Source organism: Pseudomonas sp. LBUM1668 (assembly GCF_059695715.1).
Window position 1 is genome coordinate 1,407,942 of record NZ_CP166787.1, and the last position, 25,911, is coordinate 1,433,852.

Here is a 25,911-nt window from a genome sequence, read left to right on the forward strand (position 1 = left end):
CAGAGAGCGGGATTCAATCGGGGAAAGCGGGTTTTGGGCGATTACCGAACAAGATCAAAAGATCGCAGCCTTCGGCAGCTCCTACATTTTGGAATGCGTTCTCCTGTAGGAGCTGCCGAAGGCTGCGATCTTTTGATCTTCAAAAACAAAAAGCCCACCAAAAAGGTGGGCTCTCTGTATTTAGCAGATGATCAGAACAACTTCATCTTCGGTGCTTCTTCTTTCAGCGGTTCGTTCTGCGCAGTCTGTGCATTCCAGCCACCACCCAATGCCTTGTACAGGTTGACCGCACTGGTCAGCTGCGCGAGGCGGTCGGTGATCAGCGCTTGTTGGGCGCTGAACAGCTGACGCTGGGCATCGAGGAAGGTCAGGTTGCTGTCGACACCGATGCGGTAACGACGCTCGGCCAGGCGGTAGTAATCCTGGTTGGCCTGTACGAAATCACGCTGCGCCTGCAATTGCTCGGTGTAGGTCTGGCGTGCGGCCAGGCCATCGGCGACTTCCTGGAAGGCCGTTTGAATGGACTTCTCGTAGTTCGCCACGCCAATGTCCTTCTGGATCTTGGCGTAGTCGAGGCTGGCGCGCAGGCTGCCGGCGTTGAAGATCGGCAGGTTGATCTGCGGCTGGAACAGCCACGTCCCCGAACCACCCTTGAACAGACCGGACAGGTCCGGGCTCAGGGTGCCCGCGTTGGCGGTCAGGCTGATGCTCGGGAAGAACGCTGCACGGGCGGCGCCGATGTTGGCGTTGGCGGCCTTCAGGTTGTACTCGGCCTGAAGGATGTCCGGCCGACGTTGCAGCAGGTCCGATGGCAGGCCCGGCGGTACGTCGCTGAGCAGGTCATCGGCCAGCGGTTTGGCCGTTTGCAGATTGGCCGGGATGCCGGTGCCGAGCAGCAGGGTCAGGCTGTTTTCGTCCTGAGCCACCTGGCGGGTGTAACGCGCCAATTGCGCACGGGCGTTTTCCACCGAGGTGCGCGACTGCGCCAGATCCAGCGCCGAAGCCACACCGACTTCATTGCTGCGACTGGTCAGCTTGTAGCTTTCTTCAAAGGCACCGAGGGTGTCCTGAGTCAGCTTGAGCAGTTCCTTGTCGGCCTGCCAGGTCAGATAGGCGTTGGCGACGCTGGCGACCAGACTGATCTGGGTGCTGCGACGCGCTTCTTCAGTGGCGAAGTATTGTTGCAACGCTTGTTCACTCAGGCTGCGCACCCGACCGAACAGGTCGAGTTCGTAGGCGCTGACGCCGACAGTGGCGGAGTACGAACTGCTGATCATCGACTCGCCGGTCTGCGACGCACGCGCCGGCAGACGTTGACGGCTGCCGCTGCCATTGGCCGAAACCGCCGGGAACAGGTCGGCACGTTGAATGCGGTATTGAGCCGCATAGGCGTCGATGTTCAGTGCCGCGACGCGCAGGTCGCGGTTGTTTTCCAGCGAGACCTGGATCAGCTGTTGCAGGGCCGGGTCATGGAAAAACTGCTTCCAGCCCTGCTCGGCAGCGGCCTGCGCCGGTGCCTGGGCCGGCGAGTACGCCGGCCCCTGCGGGTACTGGCCTGCGACCGGAGCCTCAGGCTGCTGATAGTCAGGTATCAGCGAGCAACCGCTCAGCACGAAGGCGGCGACTGCGAGGGAGAGTAGCGACTTGCTCATTGGCCAGCCTCTTTAGGAGTTTCAGTAGTCTCATCCTGGTCGGCTTTTTTACGCTGACCGATGGACGACACAGTAACGAAGAACAGTGGGACCCAGAAGATCGCCAGGATCGTGGCCGTCAGCATACCGCCAATTACGCCAGTACCGATTGCATGCTGGCTGCCCGAACCGGCACCGGTCGAGATTGCCAACGGTACAACACCGAGGACGAAGGCCAGCGAAGTCATGATGATCGGTCGCAGACGCATGCGGCAGGCTTCAATCGCCGCTTCGCGCAGACTGCGCCCTTGCTCATGCAGCTCCTTGGCGAACTCGACAATCAGAATGGCGTTTTTCGCTGCCAGACCAATGGTTGTCAACAGACCCACCTGGAAGTACACGTCGTTGGACAGACCGCGCAGGCTGGTGGCCATCAACGCACCGATGATCCCCAGTGGCACCACGAGCATGACCGCGATCGGAATCGACCAGCTTTCATACAGGGCCGCCAGACACAGGAACACCATCAGCAGCGACAAGGCGTACAACGCTGGCGCTTGCGAACCGGACAGACGTTCTTCATAAGACAGACCGGTCCAGGAGATACCGACACCCGACGGAAGTTTCTTGGCAATCGCTTCGACTTCCGCCATGGCCTCACCGGTGGAGTAACCCGGCGCCGGAGCACCCAGCACTTCTACCGCTTCCACACCGTTGTAGCGTGCCAGCTTCGGCGAGCCGTAGATCCACTCGCCTTTGGCGAATGCGGAGAACGGAACCATGGTGCCGGACGCGTTGCGCACATACCACTTCTTCAAGTCTTCCGGGCTCATGCGCGAGTCCGGCTGGCCTTGCACGTACACCTTCTTCACGCGACCGCGGTCGATGAAGTCGTTGACGTAGCTACTACCCAACGCAATCGACAAGGTGTTGTTGATGTCGTTGATGGTAACGCCCAGGGCGCTGGCCTTCTCGTCATCGATTTCCAGCTGGAACTGCGGCTCGTCGTTCAAGCCGTTCGGACGCACCTGGGTCAGGACTTTGCTCTGTGCCGCCATGCCAAGGAACTGGTTGCGTGCTTCCATCAGTTTTTCGTGACCGATACCGGCACGGTCTTGCAGGAACACGTCGAAACCCGTGGCGTTACCCAGCTCCAGTACTGCGGGTGGTGCGAAGGCAAACACCATCGCATCGCGGAAACTGAAGAAGTGCTGTTGAGCGCGGGCGGCCAGTTTGAACACGCTGTTTTCGGCGTCTCGTTCGCCCCATGGCTTGAGCATGATGAACGCCATACCCGAGCTCTGACCACGACCGGCGAAGTTGAAGCCGGTTACGGTGAACACCGAAGCCACCGCGTCAGCCTCACCGCCATCCTTGTTCGGACGCAGCAGGTACTCACGCATTTCATCCACGACCACCTGCGTGCGCTGCGCACTGGAGCCGGCCGGCGTCTGCACCTGGGCGAACAGAACGCCCTGGTCTTCTTCCGGCAGGAACGCAGTTGGAATGCGAGTGAACAGCCAGATCATGCCGACGACGATCAGCAGGTAAGCCAGCAAGTACGGGGCCTTGCGGGTCAGCATGTTGCCGACACCGCGTTCGTAGCTCCGCACGCCGCGGTCGAAGTTGCGGTTGAACCAGCCAAAGAAACCTTTCTTCGGCGTACCGTGCTCGCCTTTCGGAATCGGCTTGAGCATGGTAGCGCAGAGCGCCGGGGTGAAGATCAGGGCAACCAGTACCGACAAGGCCATGGCCGAAACGATTGTGATCGAGAACTGCTTGTAGATCACACCCGTGGAACCGCTGAAGAACGCCATCGGCAGCAGTACCGCCGACAGTACGAGCGCGATACCGACCAGTGCGCCCTGGATCTGGCCCATGGACTTTTTGGTCGCTTCCTTTGGTGACAAGCCTTCCTCGCTCATCACCCGCTCGACGTTTTCCACCACAACGATGGCGTCGTCCACCAGCAAGCCGATGGCCAACACCATGCCGAACATGGTCAGGGTGTTGATGCTGAAACCGGCAGCGGCGAGGATGCCGAATGTACCGAGCAAGACCACTGGCACGGTCATCGTTGTGATGACTGTGGCGCGGAAGTTCTGCAGGAACAGGAACATCACCAGGAACACCAGCACCACTGCTTCGATCAGCGTGTGAACCACACCTTTGATCGACTCGGTGACCACTGGCGTGGTGTCGTAAGGGAACACCACTTCCATGCCTTGCGGGAAGAATGGCTTGAGGCTGTCGATAGTGGTACGCAGGGCCTTGGCCGTGTCGAGGGCGTTGGCGCCGTTGGCCAGTTTTACCGCCAGGCCGGATGCCGGACTGCCGTTGAACTGGGCGCTGATTGCATAGTTCTCACCACCCAGGCCCACATTGGCGACGTCTTTGAGGCGGACCTGCGAGCCGTCCTTGTTGACCTTGAGCAAGATCTCCTTGAACTGCTCGGCGGTTTGCAGACGCGTCTTGCCGATGATTGTGGCGTTGAGTTGCTGGCCTTCAACGGCAGGCAAACCGCCGAGCTGACCGGACGAAACCTGAACGTTCTGCGCCGCGATGGCGGTTTTCACGTCGACCGGGGTCAGGTTGAAGTTGTTCAACTTGGCCGGGTCGAGCCAGATGCGCATCGCGTACTGGGCACCGAAGACCTGGAAGTCGCCGACACCCGCAGTACGGGAGATCGGGTCCTGCATGTTCGACACGATGTAGTTGGACAGGTCGTCCTTGCTCATGCTGCCGTCACGCGAAACCACACCGATCACCAGCAGGAAGTTTTTCACTGCCTTGGTCACGCGGATACCTTGTTGCTGCACTTCCTGCGGCAACAGCGGGGTAGCGAGGTTCAGCTTGTTCTGAACCTGCACCTGCGCGGTGTCGGAGTTGGTGCCTTGCTCGAAGGTTGCGGTGATGGTCATGCTGCCGTCGGAGTTACTTTCCGAGGACACATAACGCAAGTTGTCGATACCGTTGAGCTGTTGCTCGATCACCTGGACCACGGTGTCCTGCACGGTTTGCGCCGAGGCGCCCGGGTAGGTCACGGAGATCGCAATGGCCGGTGGCGCAATGCTCGGGTACTGGTTGATCGGCAATTTCAGGATCGAAAGTGCCCCGACCAACATGATCACCAGGGCAATTACCCAGGCGAAAATCGGACGGTCGATGAAGAATTTTGACATGGGTTACTCCCCTTTGCCGCCGGCGGCTTTATCAGCTGCCTGTGCGGGGGCCGGGTTCTTTGCGCCGACATTGGTCGCTTCGGTCGGTTTGACCTCGGCACCGGGTTTGACGTATTGCAGGCCTTCGGTGATCAGGCGATCGCCAGCCTTCAGGCCGTCTTCGATCAGCCACTGGCTGCCGACGGTGCGGCTGGCCTTGAGCTGACGCAGTTCAACTTTGTTGTCCGGGCCGACGACCAGCGCGGTCGGAGTGCCTTTGAGGTCGCGGGTCACGCCTTGCTGTGGCGCGAGGATCGCGGCGCTGTTCACACCGGCCTGCAACTGAGCGTGGACGAACATGCCAGGCAGCAAAGTGTGATCAGGGTTCGGGAACACGGCACGCAGGGTCACGGAACCGGTAGTCGGGTCGACCGACACTTCGGAAAATTCCAGCTTGCCGTCGAGCTTGTACTGGCTGCCGTCTTCCAGGGTCAGTTTGACCGCTGCCGCGTTGTCACCGGACTTTTGCAGACGACCGCTTTCCAGCTCGCGGCGCAGCTCCAGCAATTCAACCGAAGACTGGGTCACGTCGACGTAGATCGGGTCCAGCTGCTGGATCGTCGCCATCGCGTCGGTCTGGCCGTTGCTGACCAGCGCACCTTCAGTGACCGAAGAGCGACCGATGCGACCGGAAATCGGCGCGTAAACCTTGGTGTAGCGCACGTTGATCTGTGCGGACTGCAAGGATGCTTCCGATTCCATGCGGTTGGCCACGGCAGTGTCGTATTCCTGACGGCTCACGGCTTGCTCATCGACCAATTGCTTGTAGCGGTCGGAGATCGACTTGGTCGAACGCAGGTTGGCTTCGGCGCTTTTCAGGGTCGCGTCATAAACCGACGGATCGATCTGATACAGCTGCTGGCCGGCTTTGACATCGCCGCCTTCCTTGAACAGACGTTTGAGAATGATGCCGTTGACCTGTGGTCGCACTTCAGCAATGCGGAACGCACTGGTGCGGCCCGGCAGTTCGGAGGTGAGGGTAAACGCTTGTGGCTGCAGGGTGACGACGCCGACCTGAGGAGGCGGAGCGGCCGGTGCCGCTTCTTCCTTTTTACATCCGCTGAGTAGCGATGCCAGGGCGACGGCAGTGACCAGAGCGGTAACAGCTGGCTTGAATTGCATGAAGATCCTCGGGTCAGGCGCGCAAAAAGCGCACAAGAAGTGTGGAAGGGTAAAAAAATGCTATCGAGTGGATAAGTAGCTTGCTAAGTAATATACTTACGTTCATGGTTGTTTGTAAACACCTTGACTGCGTACCCACCCTGTTACAAAAGTCGTTGCAAGGTTTGAAATTGTAGGCTGGGGAGCCGATTCAAGAGAGATCGACCCCCTCTTTGTTCAGCGGATATTCAATCCATCCCTGAAATATCCTGTTTGAGGTTTTACTGCCATGGTCCGTCGTACCAAAGAAGAAGCTCAGGAAACGCGAAGCCAGATTCTCGAAGCGGCAGAGAAAGCGTTCTATGAAAGGGGCGTGGCCCGCACGACTTTGGCGGATATCGCGACAATGGCCGGCGTCACGCGCGGCGCCATTTACTGGCATTTCAGCAACAAGGCCGATCTGGTGCAGGCCATGCTCGACAGCTTGCATGAGCCGCTGGATGAACTGGCCAAAGCAAGTGAAAGCGAAGACGAGCTCGACCCGTTGGGCTGCATGCGCAAATTGCTGATTCATTTGTTTCATCAAGTTGCGCTGGACCCGAAGACCCGTCGCATCAACGAAATTCTGTTTCATAAGTGCGAGTTCACCGATGAAATGTGCGATCTGCGCCAGCAGCGCCGGACGGCCAGTCTCGATTGCAATCTGCGTATCGGGTTGACCCTGCGTAATGCGGTGAATCGCGGCCAGTTGCCGGAAGATCTCGACACTGCCCGTGCGGCCATCAGCATTCATGCCTATATTGATGGCCTCCTCTATGGGTGGCTTTTGGCGCCGGACAGCTTCGAATTGCACGCCGAAGCCGAGCGCTGGGTCGATACAGGGCTGGACATGCTGCGCCTGAGCCCCAGCCTGCGCAAATGAACAATGTGTAATTGGCACAGCTTATGTCAATTGGCCTGCTTTTATATACGTTTGCGGCGCGAAGTTTATACGTAGTGAATTACGGATTTTGTAGGGTTTTTGTGTCGAGCGTGTGAACAAGTGTGAGGCGTTGGCCCTCACCCTAGCCCTCTCCCAAGGGAGAGGGAACTGACCGAGGTGATCTTTCAAGTTGCGCCGACTTGAAATACCGAGCCGAACTCAGGTTTGAAAGCCACACCAATCGGCTCCCTCTCCCTCGGGAGAGGGCTGGGGTGAGGGGCCAGGTCTCACGCCGCGCAATCAGTCTCCAGGCGAACACAAAAAAGCCCCCGACTCTCACAAGTCGGGGGCTTTTGCGTTGCTGCGTTAAGGCTTACAGGGTTGGATAGTCGATGTAGCCAACCGGGCCTTTAGCGTAGAAGGTTTCCGGGTGTGGCTCGTTCAGCGGCGCATCAGCTTTCAAGCGCGCTGGCAGATCCGGGTTGGCAATGAACGGTACACCGAACGCCACGGCGTCAGCCTTGCCGCTGGCCAGCCATGCGTTGGCGCTGTCCTTGGTGAAGCGCTCGTTGGCGATGTACGGGCCGCCGAAGGCTTCTTTGAGTTGCGGGCCGAGGCTGTCGGCGCCTTCTTTCTCGCGGGAGCAGATGAACGCGATGCCACGCTTGCCCAGCTCACGCGCCACGTAGGTGAAGGTTTCAGCCAGATTATCGTCGCCCATGTCGTGGGAATCAGCACGTGGTGCCAGGTGCACGCCGACACGACCGGCGCCCCAGACTTCGATTGCCGCGTCAGTCACTTCCAGCAGCAAGCGGGCACGGTTTTCCAGGGAGCCGCCATAGTTGTCGGTGCGCTGGTTGGTGCTGCTTTGCAGGAACTGGTCGAGCAGGTAGCCGTTGGCGCCGTGGATTTCCACGCCATCAAAACCGGCCGCCTTGGCGTTTTCGGCACCGATGCGGTAAGCGTCGACGATCTCGGCGATTTCAGCGGTTTCCAGTGCGCGCGGGGTTGGGTAGTCGGCCATTGGACGCACCAGGCTGACGTGACCTTTGGGCTGGATAGCGCTCGGTGCGACTGGCGCTTCACCGTTCAGATACGAAGGGTGAGAGACCCGACCCACGTGCCACAGTTGCAGGAAGATCTTGCCGCCGGCAGCGTGAATGGCTTTGGTCACGTTGGTCCAGCCGCGCACCTGATCGTTGGACCAGATGCCTGGGGTATCCGGGTAGCCGACGCCCATCGGGGTCACCGAAGTCGCTTCGCTGAGAATCAGGCCGGCGGAGGCGCGTTGTACGTAGTACTCGGCCATCAGCGCGTTCGGCACACGGCCTTCGTCAGCGCGGCAACGGGTCAGTGGGGCCATGATGATGCGGTTGGCCAGCTCGATGTCGCCCAGTTTGATCGGATCAAAAATAGTTGCCATGAAATACAACCCTCTTAAGTGAAGTGGTTAATCAGTGAGTCGCGGGGGCCAGCTCGGCATTGCCGTTCTGACGGAAAGTAATCAGGGTCACCAGCAGGGCAAGCACTGCCAGGGCAGCGGCGGCCAGAGGTACGCTGGTCAGGCCGAAACCGTGGGCGATGACGCTGCCGCCGACCCAGGCGCCGAGGGCGTTACCGACGTTGAACGCGCCGATGTTCAGGGTCGAGACCAGGTTCGGTGCAGCTTTGCCGAAGGTCACCACGTTGATTTGCAGTGCCGGTACGGCTGCGAATGAAGCAGTGGCCCAGAGGAACAGGGTGATTTCAGTCGGGATCAGCGCGACGCTGGTCCAGCTCAACACCGTGGAAATCACCGCCATCGCCACGAACACGCCAATCAGGGTGGCAGCGAGGCGTTTGTCTGCGAGCTTGCCGCCGATGATGTTGCCGACGGTCAAGCCGAGACCGATCAACAGCAGCGTCCAGGTCACGCCTTTTGGCGAGACGCCGGTGACATCGCCGAGCAGTGGGGCGACGTAGGTGAAGAGGGTGAACATCGAGGCGGCGAACAGAGCGGTCATGCTCAGCGACAGCCAGATACCGGCGCCTTTGAGGGCGGCGAGTTCGGCGCGCATGTCGAGCTTTTCTTCGTCACGTTTGGCCGGCAGGAAGCGGATCAGGCCGATCAGCGCGATCACACCGATCACGGTCACTGCCCAGAAGGTCGAACGCCAGCCGGCTTCCTGACCCAGCGCGGTGCCCAGCGGCACGCCGAGGACGTTGGCCAGGGTCAAACCGGTAAACATCAGGGCGACGGCCGAAGCGCGTTTGTTCGGCGCCACCAGACCTGCCGCCACCACCGAACCGATACCGAAGAACGCACCGTGGCACAGCGCGGTGACGACACGGGCGAACATCAGCACGTTGTAGTCACTGGCCATTGCACAGAGCAAGTTGCCGACAATAAAGATGCCCATCAGCGCGACCAGTGCAGCCTTGCGCGGCAGTTTGGCGGTGGCCAGTGCCATGAACGGCGCACCTATGGCCACGCCCAGGGCGTAGCCGGTCACCAGCCAGCCGGCGCCGGGAATCGACACACCGAGGTCGGCCGCCACATCGGGCAGCAGGCCCATGATGACGAATTCGGTGGTGCCGATGGCGAAGGCGCTCAAGGCGAGTATGAGTAGCGAGAGGGGCATCGTTGTTTCCTTGTGGGCTGGCTGACGTTAAGGGTCAGAGCTCTTTACTGAGTGTGCTGAGGAACGCCTGAATCACGTCCTCGTTACGTTTGAAAAAATGCCATTGCCCTGCCTTCTGGCTGCTGATCAGTCCTGCGCGTTGCAGGGTTGCCAAATGGGCGGACACGGTTGATTGCGACAGGCCGCAACGTTGATCGATCTGCCCGGCGCAAATGCCGTACTCGTGGTTGTGCAACTGTTCCGGGAATTCGCCTTTCGGGTCTTTCAGCCAGTTGAGGATGTCTCGCCGTACTGGGTGTGCCAGGGCTTTTATTATTTCGTCGAGGTCAAGGTTCATGGCAGGGGGCTCGGTGTGTAAAACGCTATATCGCGATTAGGCGAACTTTAAATCGCTAGTTCGCGATATACCAATATGATTTTGATCTGATGACCGTACAAATCGGTATATCGGGTTATAACGATACGTTGGGTGTATTGAAACGAGGGCGCGGTGCTAAGCTGCGCCCATGAACTATCTCGCACATTTGCACCTCGGTGGCCAGCGCCCCGATCAACTGCTCGGCAGTCTGTATGGCGATTTCGTCAAAGGCCGGCTGCAAGGGCAGTTTGCCCCGGAGGTCGAGGCGGGGATTCAACTGCATCGACGGATTGACGTGTTCACTGATCGCCATCCGCTGGTGGACATCGCGCTGGGGCGGTTTTCCGATACCCGTCGGCGTTATGCCGGGATCGTCCTTGATGTCTTTTTCGACCATTGCCTGGCGCGGGACTGGCGGTTGTACGCTGATCAACCACTGGCGCAGTTCACCAGTGACGTTTATCGGGTGTTGTCCCGCGAACCGCAATTGCCCGAGCGCCTGGCGAAGATTGCGCCGCACATGGTCGCCCATGACTGGTTGGGCTCGTATCAGGAATTTGAAGTGCTTGATCAGGTGCTGCGCGGGATTGCACGGCGGTTGAGCAGGCCGGAGGAGTTGGCGGGGGCGATGCAGGAATTGCGGCGGTTGTATGAGCCGCTGAGTGAAGATTTTGCGTTGTTCTATCCGCAGCTTCAGGACTTTGCGGCGTCGCAGGGATAAGCAAGATCAAAAGATCGCAGCCTGCGGCAGCTCCTACAGGGGATCGGTATAGGAGCTGCCGCAGGCTGCGATCTTTTGATTTTCAGGCGGCGATCAGCTCGCCTGCACGACGCGGTTCGGCAGGTTTCGCCACCTCGCCAAACAACACCTTCTGCACCGCCTGCTGCGCTTCAAACGCCAGCGCTGCACGTTCCCGTCCCTCGCAAGCGATCGGCTTGAGCAGATGCACTTCGACATCGCCGCAATCATTGCTGAACAGACGCATCAGGTGCGACAGCAGATCATCGTCACCAATGAACGGTGCCAACGTATCGACTTCGCCGTCACGCAGATAACGGATCGCCACCGGTTGCAGCATCACCTCTGAATCAATCGCCGCCGACAGCAAGCGACCGTGAAAGGTGCGCAGTGATCGGCCATCGGTGGTCGTGCCTTCCGGGAACATCAGCAGTGAATGATCGGTTTGCAGGTGCCGGGTCATCTGTTTGCGGATCAACTGGCTGTCGCCCGAACCACGACGGATAAACAGGCTGCCAGCCTTGGCCGCGAGCCAACCCGCGACCGGCCAGGTGCGCACTTCGGCCTTGGACAGAAACGACAGCGGTGTGAGCATGCCCAGCAGCGGAATATCGGTCCACGACACATGGTTGCTGACCCACAACATCGGCTGCTTTGGCAGTTCACCGTGGACGGTCATGCGAAAGGGCAGGGCATTGCTCAAACGCGCCATGAAAAACCGCGACCAGCGCTGACGACGTTCCATCGAATGCGCCAGGCCAATCCTTTCAAACACGCCGAACAGACTGGCCATGGTCAATCCCAGCGACACCACCAGCAGCACTCGCGCGATCCGCGCGTACACCCGCAACCGGCTCATCACACGGCCGCCTTGAAGTGCTTGGCGTAGCGCGGGCAGAGTTCGTCGCGCTTGAGCAGGATGAACACGTCGGCAACCTGGAAGTCTTCGTCCCAGCACGGCTCGCCGCAGATCTTCGCGCCAAGGCGCATGTAAGCCTTGAGCAGCGGCGGCATTTCGGCGATCACGTTAGATGGAATGTCGAGGCTCGGCAGCGGTTTTTTTGGCTCGGCACGCAAGTTTTCAGTGCACAGATAGCGTTCGCGCAGACGCTGCATGATCGCGTGGGCCTGTACGCCACCGTCCTGCATCGGGATGCTCGCGCAACCCATCAAATAGCTGTAGCCGCCCTCGTTCAATACTTCGGCCAACTCACCCCACAGCACTGCAATCGTCCCGCCGTTACGGTAGGCCGGGTCGACGCAGGTGCGGCCGATTTCCAGGATCGGGCCTTGCAGATGGGCGAGGCCATGCAGGCTGAATTCTTCCTCGCTGTAGAACTTGCCAAGGCTGCTGGCAGCGGTGTGATCAAGCAACCGCGTGGTCGCCACCAAGCGACCAGTGTTCAGGTCACGCACGCCGATGTGGCTGCAGTGAACATCATAGTCATCCATGTCCAGACCCAGTTCTGCGCCTTTCAGCTTGGCGTTGAACTCGCCGCTGAAGACGCTGAATCGCAAGGCCTGGGCTTGCTGCAAGGCCTCGGCGCCGATCAGGCGTTCGGCTTGCAGGCGGCGTTCATTGCCGGTGTCGCTGATGCGGGCGATCTGAGTCATTTGAATCTCCGTACGGGCCTTGAACCCGTCGTGGGTTGCAGCCGATCGACTTTCTTTATGCAGCCGTGTTGTGCAAAGTCAGGCTATGTAGCCCCGGTGTCATCGCCATGAACCTTTGGTGATGCTTATATGACAGCCCACAAGGAGCCTCTTATGCCCTGGCCAGATCTGTTGCAAAGCCGTGAACGATTGCCCGCCGTTGCTGACTTGGCCGAGGGTTTTGCGACGTTGTTGCAGCAGTTGGGCAACGTCACGCCGTTCGAATTGGCGGTGGCGGGCGGGCGGCGGATGGCGACGCCAGGGCTGGCGTTTCTGGTCGGTTATCAAGCGGCATTGCGCATGTTGTGGCCGAGCGCACCGCTGAGCCTCGGCGCGTTGTGTGCGACCGAACAGCGCAGCTTGCGTCCGGCCGACATGCAGACGCGGCTGACGGATTTGCGCTTGAGTGGCGCCAAGGATTTCGTCACGGCCGGCGATGCGGCGGACTGGTTGCTGATCGCCGCACGCAGTGAAGAAGCCGGCGCAACGCCGCGCCTGAGTCTGGCGGTGGTGTATCCCGGCGAGCCCGGTGTGACGGTGGAAAAACTGCCGGCTCTGCCGCTGATACCCGACATCAGCCATGGCCGGCTGCATCTCGATGGCGCGCTGTGCGAGTTGCTTGCGGGGGACGGCTGGGATGCTTACGTCAAACCGTTTCGCACGCTGGAAGATGTCTACGTGCTGAGCGCGATGACCGCTTGGTTGTACGGCGTCGGGCAGGACAGCGACTGGCCGCAGACGCTGCAACTGCGCTTGCTGGCGCTGCTGGCCGGGTGTGCGGAGATGAGCCGGCAGGCGCCGAACAATCCGGCGGGGCATGTATTGTTGGCTGGGTTGTTTGCGCAGTTTGATGCGCTCAAGACCGAGATTGACCAGGCGTTAAGCGAAGGTGATCCGGAATGGGCGCAGATGTGGCGGCGCGATCAGGCGGTGATGCAGTTGGCCTCCGGTGCCAGAGCAAAGCGCTTGGCCAAGGCTTTGGCGGTGATTTGACTGGCCTCATCGCTGGCAAGCCAGCTCCCACAGGTTTTTGTGATTGCCACAGATTGTCTGTTCACCATTGACCCTGTGGGAGCTGGCTTGCCAGCGATGACGGCCTGATGAACAGTCAAGATCTCCAATTTGTCATGAACCCCGACTAGTCTCAGCAGGTTCTCTCCAAGAGCCCTCACCATGTTCAAAGGCCTGTCGCTGTTTCTGCTGCTGATCAGCTTCACCGTTCAGGCCGAATCATTGCCCGGCGAACAATGGCTGGTTGGTCCACAGATCACAGCGGTTGAAGATCTTCAGGCTTACGCCTTCCCACCCCGCGACGACACCACCCGCCAGGGCATTCGCACCGATGCCTTGTTGATCGTCCGCGACGGCCAGATCATCTACGAACGCTACGCCGGCCCGACTGACGCGCAAACCCCACACCTGACCTGGTCTATCAGCAAAAGTCTGATGGCTGCGGTGCTTGGCGTTGCCTACGGTGAAGGCCTGTTCAAGCTCGATGATCCAGCCGTGAAGTTCTACCCGGCGCTGGAAAAACACCCGGCGATCACCCTTGCCGATCTGCTGCATTGGGCCTCGGGCATCGACTGGCAGGAAGACTATGAATACGCCCCGCTGAAATCTTCGGTGGTGGCGATGCTCTATACCCGTGGCCATCGTGACATGGCCGCGTTCACCGCCAATCACGACACCTACGCGCCGCCGGGACAGGCCTTCCGCTATTCCAGCGGCGACAGCAATCTGCTGGCGGCAGCGTTGAGATCCATCGTCGGCCCGCAGCGTTATCCCGACTATCCATGGACTGCTCTGTTCGAGCCTTTGGGCATTCGCAGCGCGGTGTGGGAGACGGATGCGAGCGGCACGTTTGTCGCGTCGTCTTACGCCTATCTCACCGCGCGGGATCTGGCGCGTGTCGGTTTGTTGATGGCCCGCGACGGACGCTGGAATGATCGGCAATTGCTGCCCAAGGAATGGCTCACCTTCAACCTGCAACCCTTCGCCGGTTACAAGGCCCATCAGGACGAAGCCGTGCCTGGCGGCCAGTGGTGGCTCAACCGCCCGGCGGATGGCGCGCCATCGCCCTGGCCCGACGCACCGCCCGATACCTTCGCCGCGCTGGGGCATTGGGGCCAGGCGCTGTACGTCATCCCCAGCGAAAAACTGGTGATCGTGCGCTACGCCGATGACCGCGATGGCAGTTACCGCCACAACGAACTGCTCAAGCGTGTGCTTGCGGCGGTGCGACCGTGAAACGGTTCTTGCTGGTGCTGCTTGTCGTGCTGCTCGGCTGGATCGGCTATGAGCGCGAGAACCTCTGGGCCTTCCCGGACATCATCAGCGCCTACACAGCGAAGGAATATTGTTCGTGCCGCTATGTGATGAATAACGACGCCGAATATTGCCGCGGCTATGTGAAGCAGTGGCTGCCGACCAGCGGCTTCAGCGATGACGCCGCCAGCAAAACCATCACCGTCAGCGGCATGGGCCGCAGCAATAGCGCCCAGTGGCTGGGCGAACGCCAAGGCTGCCGCCTCAATCCCTGAAACACACGATTCGTCTGCAAATAAAGAACCCTGTGGGAGCTGGCTTGCCAGCGATGGCGGTGTGTCATTCAGCAAAAATTTCACCTGTGCCGGCCTAATCGCTGGCAAGCCAGCTCCCACAGGTGAAGCGTCAACAGTGGAACCCCGTAGCTGCCGAAGGCTCGTGCCGCGATCGGACGATCTTTTGATCTTCGATTTGCAATCACGCCCCAGCCAGTTAATGTTCGGCTCAGGTTTATCGCCCCCACGAGTCCGCAATGTTCAACCGCTCCCTCTACAAAACCCTGTCCTGCCTGCTGCTGGCCGCCGCTGCGTTGCCGGCGCAGGCCAATTGGTATCTGGACGGCGAGTCGTCACGGCTGTCGTTCGTCAGTACGAAAAACGCCCATATCTCCGAAGTGCAGCGCTTTCTGGTGCTGCATGGCAAGGTCGACCCCAACGGTCGCGCCGAGGTCGAGGTCGAGATGGATTCGATCAACAGCGGCATCCCGCTGCGTGACGAGCGCATGCGCAAGGAGCTGTTCCAGATCGAGCAGTTTCCCGACGCGACCATCACCACCCAGATCGACCTGCGCCCGATCAACGATCTGGCCCCCGGTGCGCAGCTGGAATTGCGTCTGCCGCTGACCGTCAACCTGCATGGCAAGCAACACGAATACCCGGCCGAGCTGCTGGCGACGCGTCTGGATGATCGACGCTTTCAGGTGGTGACACTGGAGCCAGTGGTGATCAATGCCGAGGATTTCGATCTCGCCCCAGGGCTGGAAAGCCTGCGCAAGTTGGCCGATTTGTCGGCCATCAGCCTGTCGGTGCCGGTGGGTGCGGTGCTGATTTTCACGGCGCGCTGACATGCGCGGCGCGATCTTCCCTTGGCGTGACGGCAACCGGTTCGAGCTGTTGATCGACGGCCCGCAATTCTTCCCGCGCATGCTTGAACAAATTGCCAGCGCCCAGGAGCAGATCGAACTTGAGCTGTACCTGGTCGAGGCTGGCGCCTGTGCCGAAACCATCGTGCAAGCGCTGGTGCTGGCCGCCGAACGCGGTGTGCGCGTGCGCTGTCTGTTCGACGACTACGGCAGCCTCGCGTTTACCCTGAACCTGCGTAAACGCTTGACCCACGCCGGGGTTGAGCTGCGCTTCTACAATCGCCTGCACTGGCGGCGTTGGGTCGGCAATTTCTATCGTGACCACCGCAAACTGCTGCTGGTTGATCAGCGGCTGGCGGTGGTTGGCGGCACGGGTGTCACCGATGAGTTCTGGACGCCGGGGCACGACACCAGCGAGTGGCACGAAGTGATGGTGGAAATCAGCGGCCCGCTGGTGCTCGACTGGCAGCTATTGTTCGACCGCCAGTGGATCGCCAACCGCCATCGCCGTGCCTGGAAGCCATCCGCGCATGTCGGCTTGCCGCGTCTGCCCAAGGTGCCGGACATGGGCGAGGGCATGGGCCGCGTGGCTTACGCCGACGCCCGCCAGCACCGCGACATTCTGCAATCACTGTTTCGCGCGCTGAACAGCGGGCAAAAACGTATCTGGATGGCCACGCCGTACTTCCTGCCGACCTGGAACATCCGCCGCTCGCTGCGCAAGGCCGCTGCCCGAGGTGTCGACGTGCGCCTGCTGTTGACCGGGCCGCGCACCGATCACCCGTCCGTGCGCTACGCCGGGCATCGCTACTACCCGCGACTGCTCAAGGCCGGCGTGCAGATCTACGAATACCAGCCGTGCTTCCTGCACCTGAAAATGGTGCTGGTGGACGATTGGGTGAGCATCGGTTCGTGCAACTTTGATCACTGGAATTTGCGCTTCAATCTGGAGGCGAACCTTGAGGCGCTCGATCCGTCGTTGACGGCAGCGGTGGTGGCGAGCTTCGAGAAGGATTTCGGCTTGAGTCAGCGCGTGAGTCTGGAGGAGTGGCAGAGGCGGCCGTTGTGGCGGCGGGTGAAACAGAGGATTTGGGGCTGGGTGGATCGGTTGGTGGTCAACATGCTCGACAGACGCGGCTAGCCGCCACCCCCGCATTCCCTTGTAGGAGCTGCCGAAGGCTGCGATCTGTTGATCTTAGAAATCAACATCAATCGCAGCCTTCGGCAGCTCCTACAGGGTATCCCACGCAGAGCGTGGGAACGTTCAGGCGCCGGTACTACAGCAACTCAAAGCTCTGCTGCTTCACATCCTGAGAATCCAGGCCGATCTGCACGTTGAACTTGCCGGGCTCGGCCGCGTACTTGAGTTGGGCGTTGTAGAACTTCAGCTCCTCCTCGGTGATGGTGAAGTGCACGACTTTCTGTTCGCCGGCCTTGAGCATGATTTTCTGGAAGTTCTTCAGTTCTTTCACCGGGCGAATCATCGAACCGGTGACGTCCTGAATGTACAGCTGCACCACGGTTTCGCCGTCACGCTTGCCGGTGTTCTTCACCATGACACTGGCGTCGAGCTTGCCGGTGGCGTTCAGGGTGGTCGAGGACAGCGCCATGTCGCTCAGGCTGAAATCGGTGTAGCTCAAACCGTAACCGAACGGGAACAGCGGGCCCGTCGTGTCATCGAAATACTGCGAGGTGTAGTTGCCCGGTTTGCCCGGTGTGAACGGCCGGCCAATGCTCAGGTGGTTGTAGTAGGTCGGAATCTGCCCAACAGAGCGCGGGAAGGTCACCGGCAGTTTGCCCGACGGGTTGTAGTCGCCGAACAGTACGTCGGCGATGGCGTTGCCACCTTCGGTGCCGCTGAACCAGGTTTCCAGAATCGCGTCGGCCGACTGGTTCTCTTCGAGAATGGTCAGTGGGCGGCCGTTCATCAAGACCAGCACCAACGGCTTGCCGGTGGCTTTCAGCGCGCGGATCAACTCGCGCTGTGTTTGCGGGATGTTCAGGTCGGTACGGCTGGACGATTCGTGGGACATGCCACGGGATTCGCCCACCGCTGCGACGATCACGTCAGCATCCTTGGCGGCTTTCACCGCTTCGTCGATCAGCACGTTGGCCGGGCGCGAATCATCAACCACTTCCGGCGCATCGAAGTTGAGGAAGTTCAGGTAATTGAGCACCTTCTTGTCGCTGGTGATGTTGGCGCCACGGGCGTAGATCAGGTTCGCCTTGTCGCCGATCAGTGCGTTCATGCCGTCGAACAGGGTCACCGATTGCGCCGGACGACCGGCGGCAGCCCAACTACCCATCATGTCGATCGGCGCCTTGGCCAGCGGGCCGACCAGGGCGATTTTTGCAGTCTTCTTCAGTGGCAGGGTTTCGTTCTGGTTCTTCAGAAGCACCAGGCTGCGACGCGCAACGTCGCGGGCCTCGGCGCGGTGCAGGCGGCTTTCGGCGTAGGTGTCGGCCGGATCATCCTCAGCTTTGCCGATGCGCAGGTACGGGTCCTTGAACAGGCCCATGTCGTACTTGGCCGCAAGGACTTCGCGCACAGCGTTGTCGATGTGTTTCTGTTCGATCTCGCCGGACTTGAGCAGCCCTGGCAGCTCTTTGCCGTACAGGGTGTCGTTCATGCTCATGTCGATGCCGGCCTTGATCGCCAGTTTCGCCGCTTCGCGACCGTCGCGCGCCACACCGTGCTTGATCAGTTCAAAGATCGCGCCATGGTCACTGACCGCCAGGCCCTTGAAGCCCCAATCCCTGCGCAACAGATCGTTCATCAGCCAGGTGTCGGCGGTGGCCGGAATGCCGTTGATCGAGTTCAACGCCACCATCACACCACCGGCGCCGGCATCGATCGCAGCACGGTACGGCGGCAGGTAGTCCTGGTACATCTTCACCGGGCTCATGTCGACGGTGTTGTAGTCGCGACCGCCCTCGACCGCGCCGTACAAGGCAAAGTGCTTGACGCTGGCCATGATGCTGTCGGCCGTGTTCGGGGCATCGCCCTGATAGGCCTTGACCATGACTTTGGCGATGCGCGAAGTGAGGTAGGTGTCTTCACCGAAACCTTCGGAGCTACGACCCCAGCGCGGGTCGCGGGAGATGTCGACCATCGGCGCGAAGGTGAGATCGAGACTGTCGGCAGCGGCCTCTTTGGCGGCAACGCGCCCGGACTGGCCGATGGCGTCCATGTCCCAGCTTGAAGCGAGGGCCAGCGGAATCGGGAAAATCGTACGGTGACCGTGGATCACGTCGTACGCAAAAAACATCGGAATCTTCAGGCGACTGCGCATGGCAGCGTCCTGCATCGGACGGTTTTCCGCGCGGGTGATCGAGTTGAACGTGCCGCCGATGTTGCCGGTGGCGATCTCCTTGCGGATCAGCTCGCGGGGCATTTCCGGGCCGATGCTGATCAGGCGCAACTGGCCGATCTTTTCGTCGAGGGTCATTTGCTTCATCAGGTTGCTGATGAAGGCGTCCTTGTTTTCCAGAGGTACCGAGGTCTCAGCGGCCAATACTTGATGACTGGCCAGACTGACGAACAGGCCCAGCAAACACAGCTTCTTCATGAATGTTTTTCTCAAGGGCACAAACGGCAATGCAATGCCGGCCAGCCAAAATTTAGGGAGCGACTATTGTTGTTCGGGTGCGGGCGCAAAAACGCCAAGCCAAAAAAGCACCGTTGACCGCAGGCAGTTCGACCGCGCAGGCACTTTTTAGCCCATTGACCGGTCGCAATCCAGTGGCGCGGCCGATTATGCCCCAACCGCTGGCTGAGAAGGTTTCGCGCTCGGCTTTTTAATGAAATGTGTCAGGGAGCATCACTGCAATGAATGTAAGTCCAACCTATCGCTCGCGTTTGCAGGTCGCCACATTGTTGATGCTGGCGACGTTGCTGACCGCGTGTGGCATCAACAACATCCCGACCCTCGACGAACAGGCCAAGGCCGCGTGGGGGCAGGTGCAGAACCAGTACCAGCGTCGCGCCGACCTGATCCCCAATCTGGTGGAAACGGTGAAGGGCTATGCCGCCCACGAAAAGGAAACCCTGACCGCGGTGATCGAAGCCCGGGCGAAAGCCACGTCGATTCAGGTTGATGCCAGTACCCTCGACAATCCCGAGAAGCTCAAGCAGTACCAGCAGGCGCAGGATCAGTTGAGCGGCGCGTTGAGCCGTTTGATGGTGGTGTCCGAGCGTTATCCGGATCTGAAGGCCAATCAGAACTTCCTCGCCCTGCAATCGCAGCTCGAAGGCACGGAAAACCGCATCGCCGTGGCGCGACGCGATTTCATTCTGGCGGTGCAGAAGTACAACACCGAGATCCGCACCTTTCCCGGTCGGCTCTGGCACAGCGTGATGTACAGCGACCTGCCGATGCGCGAAACCTTCGAAGCCACCACGCCCGGTGCGGAAAAGGCTCCGGAAGTGAAGTTCTAAACAATCCTGTGTAGGAGCTGCCGCAGGCTGCGATCTTTTGATCTTGTTTTTAAAGATCAGGATCAAAGGATCGCAGCCTGCGGCAGCTCCTACAGGGAGATCGGTGGGGGATATTCATGCGTGTGTTGAAAATAGGCCTGGTGCTGATGCTGTGGCTGTTCGCCGTCAGCGCCCGGGCCGAGTTGACGTTCCCGGCGCTGAGCGGGCGAGTGGTGGACCAGGCGCAGATGATCGAGCCGTCGGTGCGCGCGCAATTGAGCCAACAGTTGCAGGCCCACGAACAGGCAACCGGCGAGCAATTGGTCGTGGTCACGTTGCCCGATCTGCAAGGCACCACCATTGAGGATTATGGCGTCCAGCTCGGTCGCCACTGGGGCATCGGGCAAAAGGACAAGAACAACGGCGCGCTGCTGATCGTCGCCCGTGACGAGCGCAAATTGCGCATCGAAGTCGGTTATGGCCTGGAAGACCGGCTGACCGATGCGCAAACCTCGGTGATCATCCATCAAGTCATCACGCCCGCGTTCAAGACCGGTAATTTCAGCAAAGGCATCAGCGATGGTGTGGCGGCGATGCTGGTTGTGCTGGGCGGCAATCCGCTGGACGAACCGTCGACGGTGTATGAGTCCAGCGGGGACCCGCAGAGCGATTTCATCTCGCGGCATCCGACGTTGTTCGTTTTTCTGGTGATGTTGTTCATCCTGACGGTGTTTGTCTGCCAGATGCTCGGTATCCTGCCCACCGGCCGTGGCGGCTCCGGTGGCGGGGGAGGTTTTGGCGGTGGCGGCGGATTTGGTGGCGGCGGTGGCGGTGGGGGCTTCAGCGGCGGCGGGGGCAGTTTCGGCGGCGGTGGTTCGTCCGGCGGCTGGTGACATTAAAAGAATAATGAGCAGGCACTTTTTGACATGGCATTACTGACTGAACACGAACAACGCAAAGTCGCCGAGGCGATTGCACGGGTCGAGCGCGACACCGATGCCGAACTGGTGACAGTGCTGGCGGCTCGCGCCGATGACTACGCGTACATCCCGCTGTTGTGGGCCAGCCTGCTGGCGCTGGTGGTGCCGGGCGTCGTGCATTACCTGACCGGCTTGCTGACCCTGCGCAGCCTGCTGCTGGTGCAGTGGGGCCTGTTCATTGTGCTGTGCCTGCTGTTTCGCCTGCCGAAGATCACCACACATCTGGTGCCACGCCGGGTGCGCCACTGGCGCGCATCGAACCTGGCGCGGCGACAGTTTCTCGAACAGAACCTGCATCACACCGTGGGCAGCACCGGCATGCTTATTTTCGTCTGCGAGGCCGAGCGCTACGTGGAGATTCTGGTGGATGAGGGGATTTCGAAGCGGTTGGGCAATGAAAGCTGGGATGTGATTGTCGCGGCGTTTACCGAGCAGGTACGGCAGGGGCGCACGCTAGAGGGGTTTGTCACTTGTATCGAGGCATGTGGGGAATTGCTCAAGGTGCATGTGCCGGTGACGCAGGTGAGGAATGAGTTGCCGAATCGGTTGGTGGTGTTGGGGTAGATCTTCTGATTTTGCCGTTCGGTAAATAAGAGCGTGTCCCCAACCCCCATCCCCCCTAAAATACCCGCCATTCCCGATTCGCCCCGCCCGAGGCCGCTTGTTCATGTCCGTTACCGCCCCTTCCGCGCCATCTGCCAAACCCGCGCCGGACCACCACGCCCAGTTCATCGAGTTGCTGCAAACCAGCCTCGAGCAGAACGGTTTCATCAAACTGGTGCTGGCCAAATACGTCGGTGAAGAAGCGGACTTGCAGCGCGTCATCATCAAACCGGTGACCGTTAAAGCTCAGCCCTGCCTGTCGTTCGTGTATCGCTACAAAACCCGCGACATTACCAAGAACCTGCCGCTTGAAGACGGCGTGCATGCGATCGCAGCGCTGCTGCCGGCCTCGTTCAAAAATGCGCATTTGCTGGCGCTGACTGACGAAGCTCAGCTCGAATACAGCAAAAAGGGCAAGAGTTCGCTGTTCAAGAGCAAACCTCAGCAATTGCGTGAAGCGCCGTCGGCAGAGCACAACCGCGAGAAAAACCGGTTTCTGGACCTGAACCGGCCGTTTCTCAAGGATCTGGGCGTGACCAACGCGCAGCACGAGCTGATCCCGGCGATGTCACGCAAGTGGAAGCAGATCAACAAGTTCATCGAAGTCTTCAGCCATGCCCTGACATCGTCACCGCTGGCGCTGGACAAACCGGTGCGGGTCGCGGATTTCGGTTCGGGCAAGGGCTACCTGACGTTCGCCATCCACGACTACCTGCGCAATACCTTGAAGGCCGAGGGCGAAGTCACGGGCGTCGAGTTGCGTGAAGAAATGGTCAGCCTGTGCAACGCCGCGGCGGCAAAACTGGATCATCCGGGCCTGGTGTTCAAATGCGGTGACGTGCGAAGCGTGGCGCCGAGCGAACTGGACGTGATGATCGCCCTGCATGCCTGCGACATTGCTACTGACTACGCGATCCACACCGGCATCCGTTCGGGCGCGTCGATCATCATGTGCTCGCCGTGCTGCCACAAACAGATCCGCCTGCAGATCCAGAGCCCGGCGCTGCTCAAGCCGATGCTGCAATACGGTTTGCACCTCGGTCAGCAGGCGGAAATGGTCACTGACAGCCTGCGCGCGCTGTTCCTTGAAGCCTGTGGTTACGAGACCAAAGTGTTCGAGTTCATCTCGCTGGATCACACCAACAAGAACAAGATGATTCTGGCAGTGAAACGCGCCGAGCCGGTGGACCCGGCTCAGCTGTTAGTGAAAATCCAGGAGTTGAAGGCGTTCTACAACATCAGCGAGCACTGCCTGGAAACCTTGCTGCGCGCTGACGGCTACCTCTCCTGACCCACGACTGAACGCCTGTATCGACCTGCATCCCTGTAGGAGCTGCGGCACGCTGCGATCTTTTGATCTTGTTTTTAAAAGACAAAGTCAAAAGATCGCAGCCTTCGGCAGCTCCTACAGGTGTCCGTGTACGAGTGCCTGGCGCGTCAGGCGTAGTAGCCGGTTGTTACCCGCCCCGACAGATAAGGTCTACCTTCAATACTCCCAAGCATTTCCCAGAGGAGTCCTCCCCATGGCCGCAAAAAAAATCCTGATGCTGGTCGGCGATTACGTCGAAGACTACGAAGTGATGGTGCCGTTCCAGGCCCTGCAAATGGTCGGGCACACCGTCCACGCGGTCTGCCCGGATAAAGCCGCTGGCCAGACCGTGCGCACCGCGATCCATGACTTCGAAGGCGACCAGACCTACAGCGAAAAACCCGGTCACCTGTTCGCGCTGAATTTCGATTTCGCCAAGGCCAGCGAGGCCGATTACGACGCGCTGGTGATCCCCGGCGGTCGGGCTCCGGAGTACCTGCGTCTGAACGAAAAAGTCCTCGATCTGGTGCGTGCCTTCGACAAGTCCGGCAAACCGATTGCAGCGGTCTGCCATGGCGCGCAGTTGCTGGCAGCGGCGGGCATTCTTGAGGGGCGCGAGTGCAGCGCCTATCCGGCTTGCGCGCCTGAGGTCCGACTGGCGGGCGGTACGTACATCGACCTCCCGGTGACGGACGGCCACGTGCAAGGCAATCTGGCGACTGCTCCGGCGTGGCCGGCGCATCCGAACTGGCTGGCCGGTTTCCTCGGTTTGCTGGGCACCCAAATCACCCTGTAACGAGGTTTCGTCCATGTGCGAGCTCTACGTCAAGGCTGACCCGATCCTCTATGAATCGCGCTCTCGCTCGCTGCGTATTTGCGGGGTGGTGACGACGTTGCGCCTGGAAAATCAGTTTTGGGACATCCTCGGCGAAATCGCCGAGATCGACGGCATGACCACCAATCAACTGATCGCCAAGCTGTATGAAGAGGTGATGGATTACCGCGGCGAGGTGGTCAATTTTGCTTCGTTCTTGCGGGTGAGTTGTACGCGGTATCTGAGTCAGCGGCGGGTGGCGGTTCCGGAATTGTCGGTGGTGCGGGCGGTGGTGAAGTAGTCGAGTACAAGTTGACCCCATCGCGAGCAGGCTCACTCCTACAGGGAAATGCATTCCAAATGTAGGAGCCAGCCTGCTGGCGATGAGGCCGGAACAGGCGACAGAAGTCTGAGGTTGGTCTTTACTCTGAAGCGCGAAACCTCTCATCCGCCAAGGAGAAACGAGCATGTCCGGATGGTACGAAGTGAGTAAAAGCAGCAACGGCCAGTTCAGGTTTGTGCTGAAAGCAGCCAACGCCGAAACCATTCTCACCAGCGAGCTCTACACCACCCGCGCGGCAGCCGACAGCGGCATTGCGTCAGTGCAGACCAACAGCCCGCTGGATGAGCGCTATGAGAAAAAGTCCACCAAGGATGGTCATCCGTACTTCAATCTCAAAGCCGCCAATCATCAGGTGATCGGCAGCAGCGAGGCCTACTCCTCGGATGCGGCGTGTGACAAAGGCATCGCCAGCGTCAAGGCCAACGGCCCGACGAAAACCATCAAGGACAAGACCCTGCCAGTCCTCTGAACAGCGTTGGTTTCAGTCGTCAAAGTAATGGCGACTGATTTCTGGCAATGTGCCACTATCTCGTTTATTCTCCGTGACCCATCCATGGAGGGCGGCGTTACTGACTCTTTCGTGGACTTCTGAATTTTTACGCGAGAGTTTGTTCTTCGATGATCCGTTTACTCGCTGTCTTGACAGCGCTGCTCTGCCTGAGCGGCTGCTACAGCATGTCCCCGACCCATATTGACGATGAACTGAGCCCGACCGCCGATTCCGGCGTGGCCTATGTAGTGGGCGTGGTCGGCATCTGGCCTGAGGCGAAATACGGCGCTCATGAACAAATGCTGATGATCCGCAAGCGCGGCAGCGATGACTTCGCCACCGCGCGCCTTCACAACGAGTTTTACGCTCGTACCGCGCGGGACGTGCGCGAGACCGGTCACGGCATCGGCACGTTGTTTGTCATGCCGCTCAAACCCGGACGCTACGAGATTTACAACGTGCGCTTCGATCAGGGCCAGTCGGTGAGCTGGAGCCGTGAAGACTTCACCGTCGGTCTGCAACTGGAGGCTGGCAAGGCTTATTACATCGGCGACTTTCGCGCCGGCTGCCTGATCGGCCGAAGTACGTCGTGCCTGTTCCTGCACAGCGATCATCTGGAGCGCGACGCGGCGCTTGTTCGCGCCAAGTACCCGCAAGTGCCGGGTCTGCAACGTCTGGATATGCCTAATCTGTACACGGCCACGCCGTTCATTCGCGAAGAGAACGGCACCAGTGCCTCGGTCTATAAAGCAATGCTGTCAGGGAAACTCTAATGCGCATCAAGCTTCTGTTTCTGGGATTGCTCCTGTTGCTCGGCGGCTGCCAGGTAACCCATAGCCTCAAGACTCCCGAAGTTGACTACAACCAGCAACTGCCGGGAATCAACGTCGAAGTCGTAGGCATGCCGAGCTGGATGTTGCGCGACGATCTGCGTCGGCGCGGCACCTTTGACGAGGTCAAGGCCGGTCGCAGCGTGGATGGCTACAACCTGCTGGTGATCGCCAATAGTGATGTCGGCGGGATGCAGCCGCAGATGTTGCTGAGTGCCTTTACGATGTTTCTGGTTCCGGTGCCGGTGAGCTGGGACAGCACGGTGGTTTTCAGTCTCAGCCACGGCAAGGAAATTCTGGGTGTGTACACCGTGCACAACCACAGTGAATCCTGGCGCGGTGTCTTCAATGCCTCGGGCGGGCAGTTCGAACACCTGCAATTGGTCACTGACACGTTTATCGCGCAGATCCTCAAGGATCAGCCCTTCCAGCGCGAAGCGATGAAAAACGCCGCCAGTTTGTAACCCGCGACC

25 protein-coding genes are annotated in these 25,911 nt (G+C 59.9%); 16 read left to right on the forward strand and 9 right to left on the reverse strand.

What is annotated here, in order from left to right; translation table 11 throughout:
- Window positions 1-191: 191 nt before the first annotated feature.
- Genes emhC through emhA form a run of 3 tightly spaced genes read right to left on the reverse strand, consistent with a single transcriptional unit; the run spans window position 192 to window position 5,974 of the window.
- A complete protein-coding gene (emhC, locus tag ACA061_RS06235) occupies window positions 192-1,652 on the reverse strand; it encodes an efflux RND transporter outer membrane subunit EmhC (RefSeq protein WP_497300832.1) in 1,461 nt (486 codons plus the stop codon).
- Window positions 1,649-4,813 (reverse strand): efflux RND transporter permease subunit, encoded by a 3,165-nt coding sequence (gene emhB / locus ACA061_RS06240; RefSeq protein ID WP_210700974.1) that lies wholly within the window; start codon window positions 4,811-4,813, stop codon window positions 1,649-1,651. The genes emhC and emhB overlap by 4 nt, the downstream gene beginning before the upstream one ends.
- Before the next feature lie 3 nt (window positions 4,814-4,816).
- A complete protein-coding gene (gene emhA, locus ACA061_RS06245) occupies window positions 4,817-5,974 on the reverse strand; it encodes an efflux RND transporter periplasmic adaptor subunit EmhA (protein WP_150604903.1) in 1,158 nt (385 codons plus the stop codon).
- Between the two features lie 268 nt (window positions 5,975-6,242).
- Here emhA and emhR point away from each other — a divergent pair, with 268 nt between their 5' ends.
- Entirely contained in the window at window positions 6,243-6,875 is a 633-nt protein-coding gene (gene emhR, locus ACA061_RS06250; protein WP_008080104.1) for an efflux system transcriptional repressor EmhR, read from the forward strand.
- 373 nt (window positions 6,876-7,248) lie between these two features.
- Here emhR and ACA061_RS06255 read toward each other — a convergent pair whose 3' ends face one another.
- The 3 genes from ACA061_RS06255 to ACA061_RS06265 are packed head-to-tail and all read right to left on the reverse strand — an operon-like array spanning window position 7,249 to window position 9,833.
- Window positions 7,249-8,298, reverse strand: coding sequence for an alkene reductase (locus ACA061_RS06255; protein WP_497300834.1), 1,050 nt, complete (start codon window positions 8,296-8,298; stop codon window positions 7,249-7,251).
- Between the two features lie 31 nt (window positions 8,299-8,329).
- Entirely contained in the window at window positions 8,330-9,496 is a 1,167-nt protein-coding gene (locus tag ACA061_RS06260; protein ID WP_047300040.1) for an MFS transporter, read from the reverse strand.
- A 34-nt stretch (window positions 9,497-9,530) separates the two neighbouring features.
- Window positions 9,531-9,833, reverse strand: coding sequence for an ArsR/SmtB family transcription factor (locus tag ACA061_RS06265; protein WP_016771327.1), 303 nt, complete (start codon window positions 9,831-9,833; stop codon window positions 9,531-9,533).
- Window positions 9,834-10,002: 169 nt separating this feature from the next.
- Here ACA061_RS06265 and ACA061_RS06270 point away from each other — a divergent pair, with 169 nt between their 5' ends.
- On the forward strand, window positions 10,003-10,575 hold the full coding sequence (locus ACA061_RS06270) for an acyl carrier protein phosphodiesterase (RefSeq protein WP_497300835.1): 573 nt from the start codon (window positions 10,003-10,005) through the stop codon (window positions 10,573-10,575).
- Between the two features lie 82 nt (window positions 10,576-10,657).
- On the opposite strand, the gene ACA061_RS06275 is transcribed toward ACA061_RS06270, so the two are convergent.
- Both ACA061_RS06275 and olsB read right to left on the reverse strand, forming a co-directional pair.
- The gene (locus ACA061_RS06275) at window positions 10,658-11,452 is read right to left on the reverse strand and encodes a lysophospholipid acyltransferase family protein (protein ID WP_150604899.1); all 795 of its coding nucleotides are present in this window, start codon (window positions 11,450-11,452) and stop codon (window positions 10,658-10,660) included.
- Complete coding sequence (gene olsB, locus ACA061_RS06280) at window positions 11,452-12,207, reverse strand: L-ornithine N(alpha)-acyltransferase (RefSeq protein ID WP_497300836.1); 756 nt, start codon at window positions 12,205-12,207, stop codon at window positions 11,452-11,454. Before olsB ends, ACA061_RS06275 begins: the two co-directional genes overlap by 1 nt.
- Before the next feature lie 153 nt (window positions 12,208-12,360).
- On the opposite strand from olsB, the gene ACA061_RS06285 reads away from it, so the two are divergent.
- From ACA061_RS06285 to ACA061_RS06305, 5 genes are all read left to right on the forward strand, one after another.
- Window positions 12,361-13,239, forward strand: coding sequence for an acyl-CoA dehydrogenase middle domain-containing protein (locus tag ACA061_RS06285; RefSeq protein ID WP_497300838.1), 879 nt, complete (start codon window positions 12,361-12,363; stop codon window positions 13,237-13,239).
- A gap of 180 nt (window positions 13,240-13,419) precedes the next feature.
- Window positions 13,420-14,493 (forward strand): serine hydrolase domain-containing protein, encoded by a 1,074-nt coding sequence (locus ACA061_RS06290; protein ID WP_497300840.1) that lies wholly within the window; start codon window positions 13,420-13,422, stop codon window positions 14,491-14,493.
- Window positions 14,490-14,786: an amidase gene (locus ACA061_RS06295; protein WP_150604895.1), complete on the forward strand. Its 297-nt coding sequence runs from the start codon at window positions 14,490-14,492 to the stop codon at window positions 14,784-14,786. Before ACA061_RS06290 ends, ACA061_RS06295 begins: the two co-directional genes overlap by 4 nt.
- Before the next feature lie 257 nt (window positions 14,787-15,043).
- Window positions 15,044-15,634, forward strand: coding sequence for a YceI family protein (locus ACA061_RS06300; RefSeq protein ID WP_150617629.1), 591 nt, complete (start codon window positions 15,044-15,046; stop codon window positions 15,632-15,634).
- Window position 15,635: 1 nt separating this feature from the next.
- Window positions 15,636-16,793, forward strand: a complete 1,158-nt coding sequence (locus ACA061_RS06305) for a phospholipase D-like domain-containing protein (RefSeq protein WP_150604893.1) — start codon at window positions 15,636-15,638, stop codon at window positions 16,791-16,793.
- A gap of 136 nt (window positions 16,794-16,929) precedes the next feature.
- Here the strand turns inward: ACA061_RS06305 and bglX are convergent, their stop codons facing one another.
- On the reverse strand, window positions 16,930-19,221 hold the full coding sequence (bglX, locus tag ACA061_RS06310) for a beta-glucosidase BglX (RefSeq protein WP_497300843.1): 2,292 nt from the start codon (window positions 19,219-19,221) through the stop codon (window positions 16,930-16,932).
- A 260-nt stretch (window positions 19,222-19,481) separates the two neighbouring features.
- On the opposite strand from bglX, the gene ACA061_RS06315 reads away from it, so the two are divergent.
- The 9 genes from ACA061_RS06315 to ACA061_RS06355 all read left to right on the forward strand — a co-directional run bounded on the left by ACA061_RS06315 (window position 19,482) and on the right by ACA061_RS06355 (window position 25,902).
- Entirely contained in the window at window positions 19,482-20,090 is a 609-nt protein-coding gene (locus ACA061_RS06315) for a LemA family protein (RefSeq protein WP_115147656.1), read from the forward strand.
- A gap of 116 nt (window positions 20,091-20,206) precedes the next feature.
- The gene (locus ACA061_RS06320; RefSeq protein WP_210553790.1) at window positions 20,207-20,962 is read left to right on the forward strand and encodes a TPM domain-containing protein; all 756 of its coding nucleotides are present in this window, start codon (window positions 20,207-20,209) and stop codon (window positions 20,960-20,962) included.
- Window positions 20,963-20,995: 33 nt separating this feature from the next.
- Window positions 20,996-21,613 carry a TPM domain-containing protein gene (locus ACA061_RS06325; protein ID WP_497300846.1) on the forward strand — a complete coding sequence of 206 codons (618 nt, stop codon included), beginning with the start codon at window positions 20,996-20,998 and terminating at the stop codon, window positions 21,611-21,613.
- A 103-nt stretch (window positions 21,614-21,716) separates the two neighbouring features.
- Window positions 21,717-22,943 (forward strand): class I SAM-dependent methyltransferase, encoded by a 1,227-nt coding sequence (locus ACA061_RS06330; RefSeq protein ID WP_497300848.1) that lies wholly within the window; start codon window positions 21,717-21,719, stop codon window positions 22,941-22,943.
- Between the two features lie 232 nt (window positions 22,944-23,175).
- On the forward strand, window positions 23,176-23,757 hold the full coding sequence (locus tag ACA061_RS06335; RefSeq protein WP_210700965.1) for a DJ-1/PfpI family protein: 582 nt from the start codon (window positions 23,176-23,178) through the stop codon (window positions 23,755-23,757).
- Between the two features lie 13 nt (window positions 23,758-23,770).
- On the forward strand, window positions 23,771-24,076 hold the full coding sequence (locus ACA061_RS06340) for a ribbon-helix-helix domain-containing protein (RefSeq protein ID WP_210700964.1): 306 nt from the start codon (window positions 23,771-23,773) through the stop codon (window positions 24,074-24,076).
- 166 nt (window positions 24,077-24,242) lie between these two features.
- Window positions 24,243-24,587, forward strand: a complete 345-nt coding sequence (locus ACA061_RS06345; RefSeq protein WP_150603086.1) for a YegP family protein — start codon at window positions 24,243-24,245, stop codon at window positions 24,585-24,587.
- Between the two features lie 149 nt (window positions 24,588-24,736).
- Entirely contained in the window at window positions 24,737-25,381 is a 645-nt protein-coding gene (locus ACA061_RS06350) for a hypothetical protein (RefSeq protein ID WP_210553787.1), read from the forward strand.
- Window positions 25,381-25,902 (forward strand): hypothetical protein, encoded by a 522-nt coding sequence (locus tag ACA061_RS06355; protein ID WP_210700962.1) that lies wholly within the window; start codon window positions 25,381-25,383, stop codon window positions 25,900-25,902. The genes ACA061_RS06350 and ACA061_RS06355 overlap by 1 nt, the downstream gene beginning before the upstream one ends.
- The last annotated feature ends 9 nt before the right edge of the window (window positions 25,903-25,911 follow it).

What these genes read in the sequence shown, in the direction of transcription:
- emhC (WP_497300832.1), bottom strand. Translation starts at nt 1,652, where the DNA reads ATGAGCAAGTCGCTACTCTCCCTCGCAGTCGCCGCCTTCGTGCTGAGC.
- emhB (WP_210700974.1), bottom strand. Translation starts at nt 4,813, where the DNA reads ATGTCAAAATTCTTCATCGACCGTCCGATTTTCGCCTGGGTAATTGCC.
- emhA (WP_150604903.1), bottom strand. Translation starts at nt 5,974, where the DNA reads ATGCAATTCAAGCCAGCTGTTACCGCTCTGGTCACTGCCGTCGCCCTG.
- emhR (WP_008080104.1), top strand. Translation starts at nt 6,243, where the DNA reads ATGGTCCGTCGTACCAAAGAAGAAGCTCAGGAAACGCGAAGCCAGATT.
- ACA061_RS06255 (WP_497300834.1), bottom strand. Translation starts at nt 8,298, where the DNA reads ATGGCAACTATTTTTGATCCGATCAAACTGGGCGACATCGAGCTGGCC.
- ACA061_RS06260 (WP_047300040.1), bottom strand. Translation starts at nt 9,496, where the DNA reads ATGCCCCTCTCGCTACTCATACTCGCCTTGAGCGCCTTCGCCATCGGC.
- ACA061_RS06265 (WP_016771327.1), bottom strand. Translation starts at nt 9,833, where the DNA reads ATGAACCTTGACCTCGACGAAATAATAAAAGCCCTGGCACACCCAGTA.
- ACA061_RS06270 (WP_497300835.1), top strand. Translation starts at nt 10,003, where the DNA reads ATGAACTATCTCGCACATTTGCACCTCGGTGGCCAGCGCCCCGATCAA.
- ACA061_RS06275 (WP_150604899.1), bottom strand. Translation starts at nt 11,452, where the DNA reads ATGAGCCGGTTGCGGGTGTACGCGCGGATCGCGCGAGTGCTGCTGGTG.
- olsB (WP_497300836.1), bottom strand. Translation starts at nt 12,207, where the DNA reads ATGACTCAGATCGCCCGCATCAGCGACACCGGCAATGAACGCCGCCTG.
- ACA061_RS06285 (WP_497300838.1), top strand. Translation starts at nt 12,361, where the DNA reads ATGCCCTGGCCAGATCTGTTGCAAAGCCGTGAACGATTGCCCGCCGTT.
- ACA061_RS06290 (WP_497300840.1), top strand. Translation starts at nt 13,420, where the DNA reads ATGTTCAAAGGCCTGTCGCTGTTTCTGCTGCTGATCAGCTTCACCGTT.
- ACA061_RS06300 (WP_150617629.1), top strand. Translation starts at nt 15,044, where the DNA reads ATGTTCAACCGCTCCCTCTACAAAACCCTGTCCTGCCTGCTGCTGGCC.
- ACA061_RS06305 (WP_150604893.1), top strand. Translation starts at nt 15,636, where the DNA reads ATGCGCGGCGCGATCTTCCCTTGGCGTGACGGCAACCGGTTCGAGCTG.
- bglX (WP_497300843.1), bottom strand. Translation starts at nt 19,221, where the DNA reads ATGAAGAAGCTGTGTTTGCTGGGCCTGTTCGTCAGTCTGGCCAGTCAT.
- ACA061_RS06315 (WP_115147656.1), top strand. Translation starts at nt 19,482, where the DNA reads ATGAATGTAAGTCCAACCTATCGCTCGCGTTTGCAGGTCGCCACATTG.
- ACA061_RS06320 (WP_210553790.1), top strand. Translation starts at nt 20,207, where the DNA reads ATGCGTGTGTTGAAAATAGGCCTGGTGCTGATGCTGTGGCTGTTCGCC.
- ACA061_RS06325 (WP_497300846.1), top strand. Translation starts at nt 20,996, where the DNA reads ATGGCATTACTGACTGAACACGAACAACGCAAAGTCGCCGAGGCGATT.
- ACA061_RS06330 (WP_497300848.1), top strand. Translation starts at nt 21,717, where the DNA reads ATGTCCGTTACCGCCCCTTCCGCGCCATCTGCCAAACCCGCGCCGGAC.
- ACA061_RS06335 (WP_210700965.1), top strand. Translation starts at nt 23,176, where the DNA reads ATGGCCGCAAAAAAAATCCTGATGCTGGTCGGCGATTACGTCGAAGAC.
- ACA061_RS06340 (WP_210700964.1), top strand. Translation starts at nt 23,771, where the DNA reads ATGTGCGAGCTCTACGTCAAGGCTGACCCGATCCTCTATGAATCGCGC.
- ACA061_RS06345 (WP_150603086.1), top strand. Translation starts at nt 24,243, where the DNA reads ATGTCCGGATGGTACGAAGTGAGTAAAAGCAGCAACGGCCAGTTCAGG.
- ACA061_RS06350 (WP_210553787.1), top strand. Translation starts at nt 24,737, where the DNA reads ATGATCCGTTTACTCGCTGTCTTGACAGCGCTGCTCTGCCTGAGCGGC.
- ACA061_RS06355 (WP_210700962.1), top strand. Translation starts at nt 25,381, where the DNA reads ATGCGCATCAAGCTTCTGTTTCTGGGATTGCTCCTGTTGCTCGGCGGC.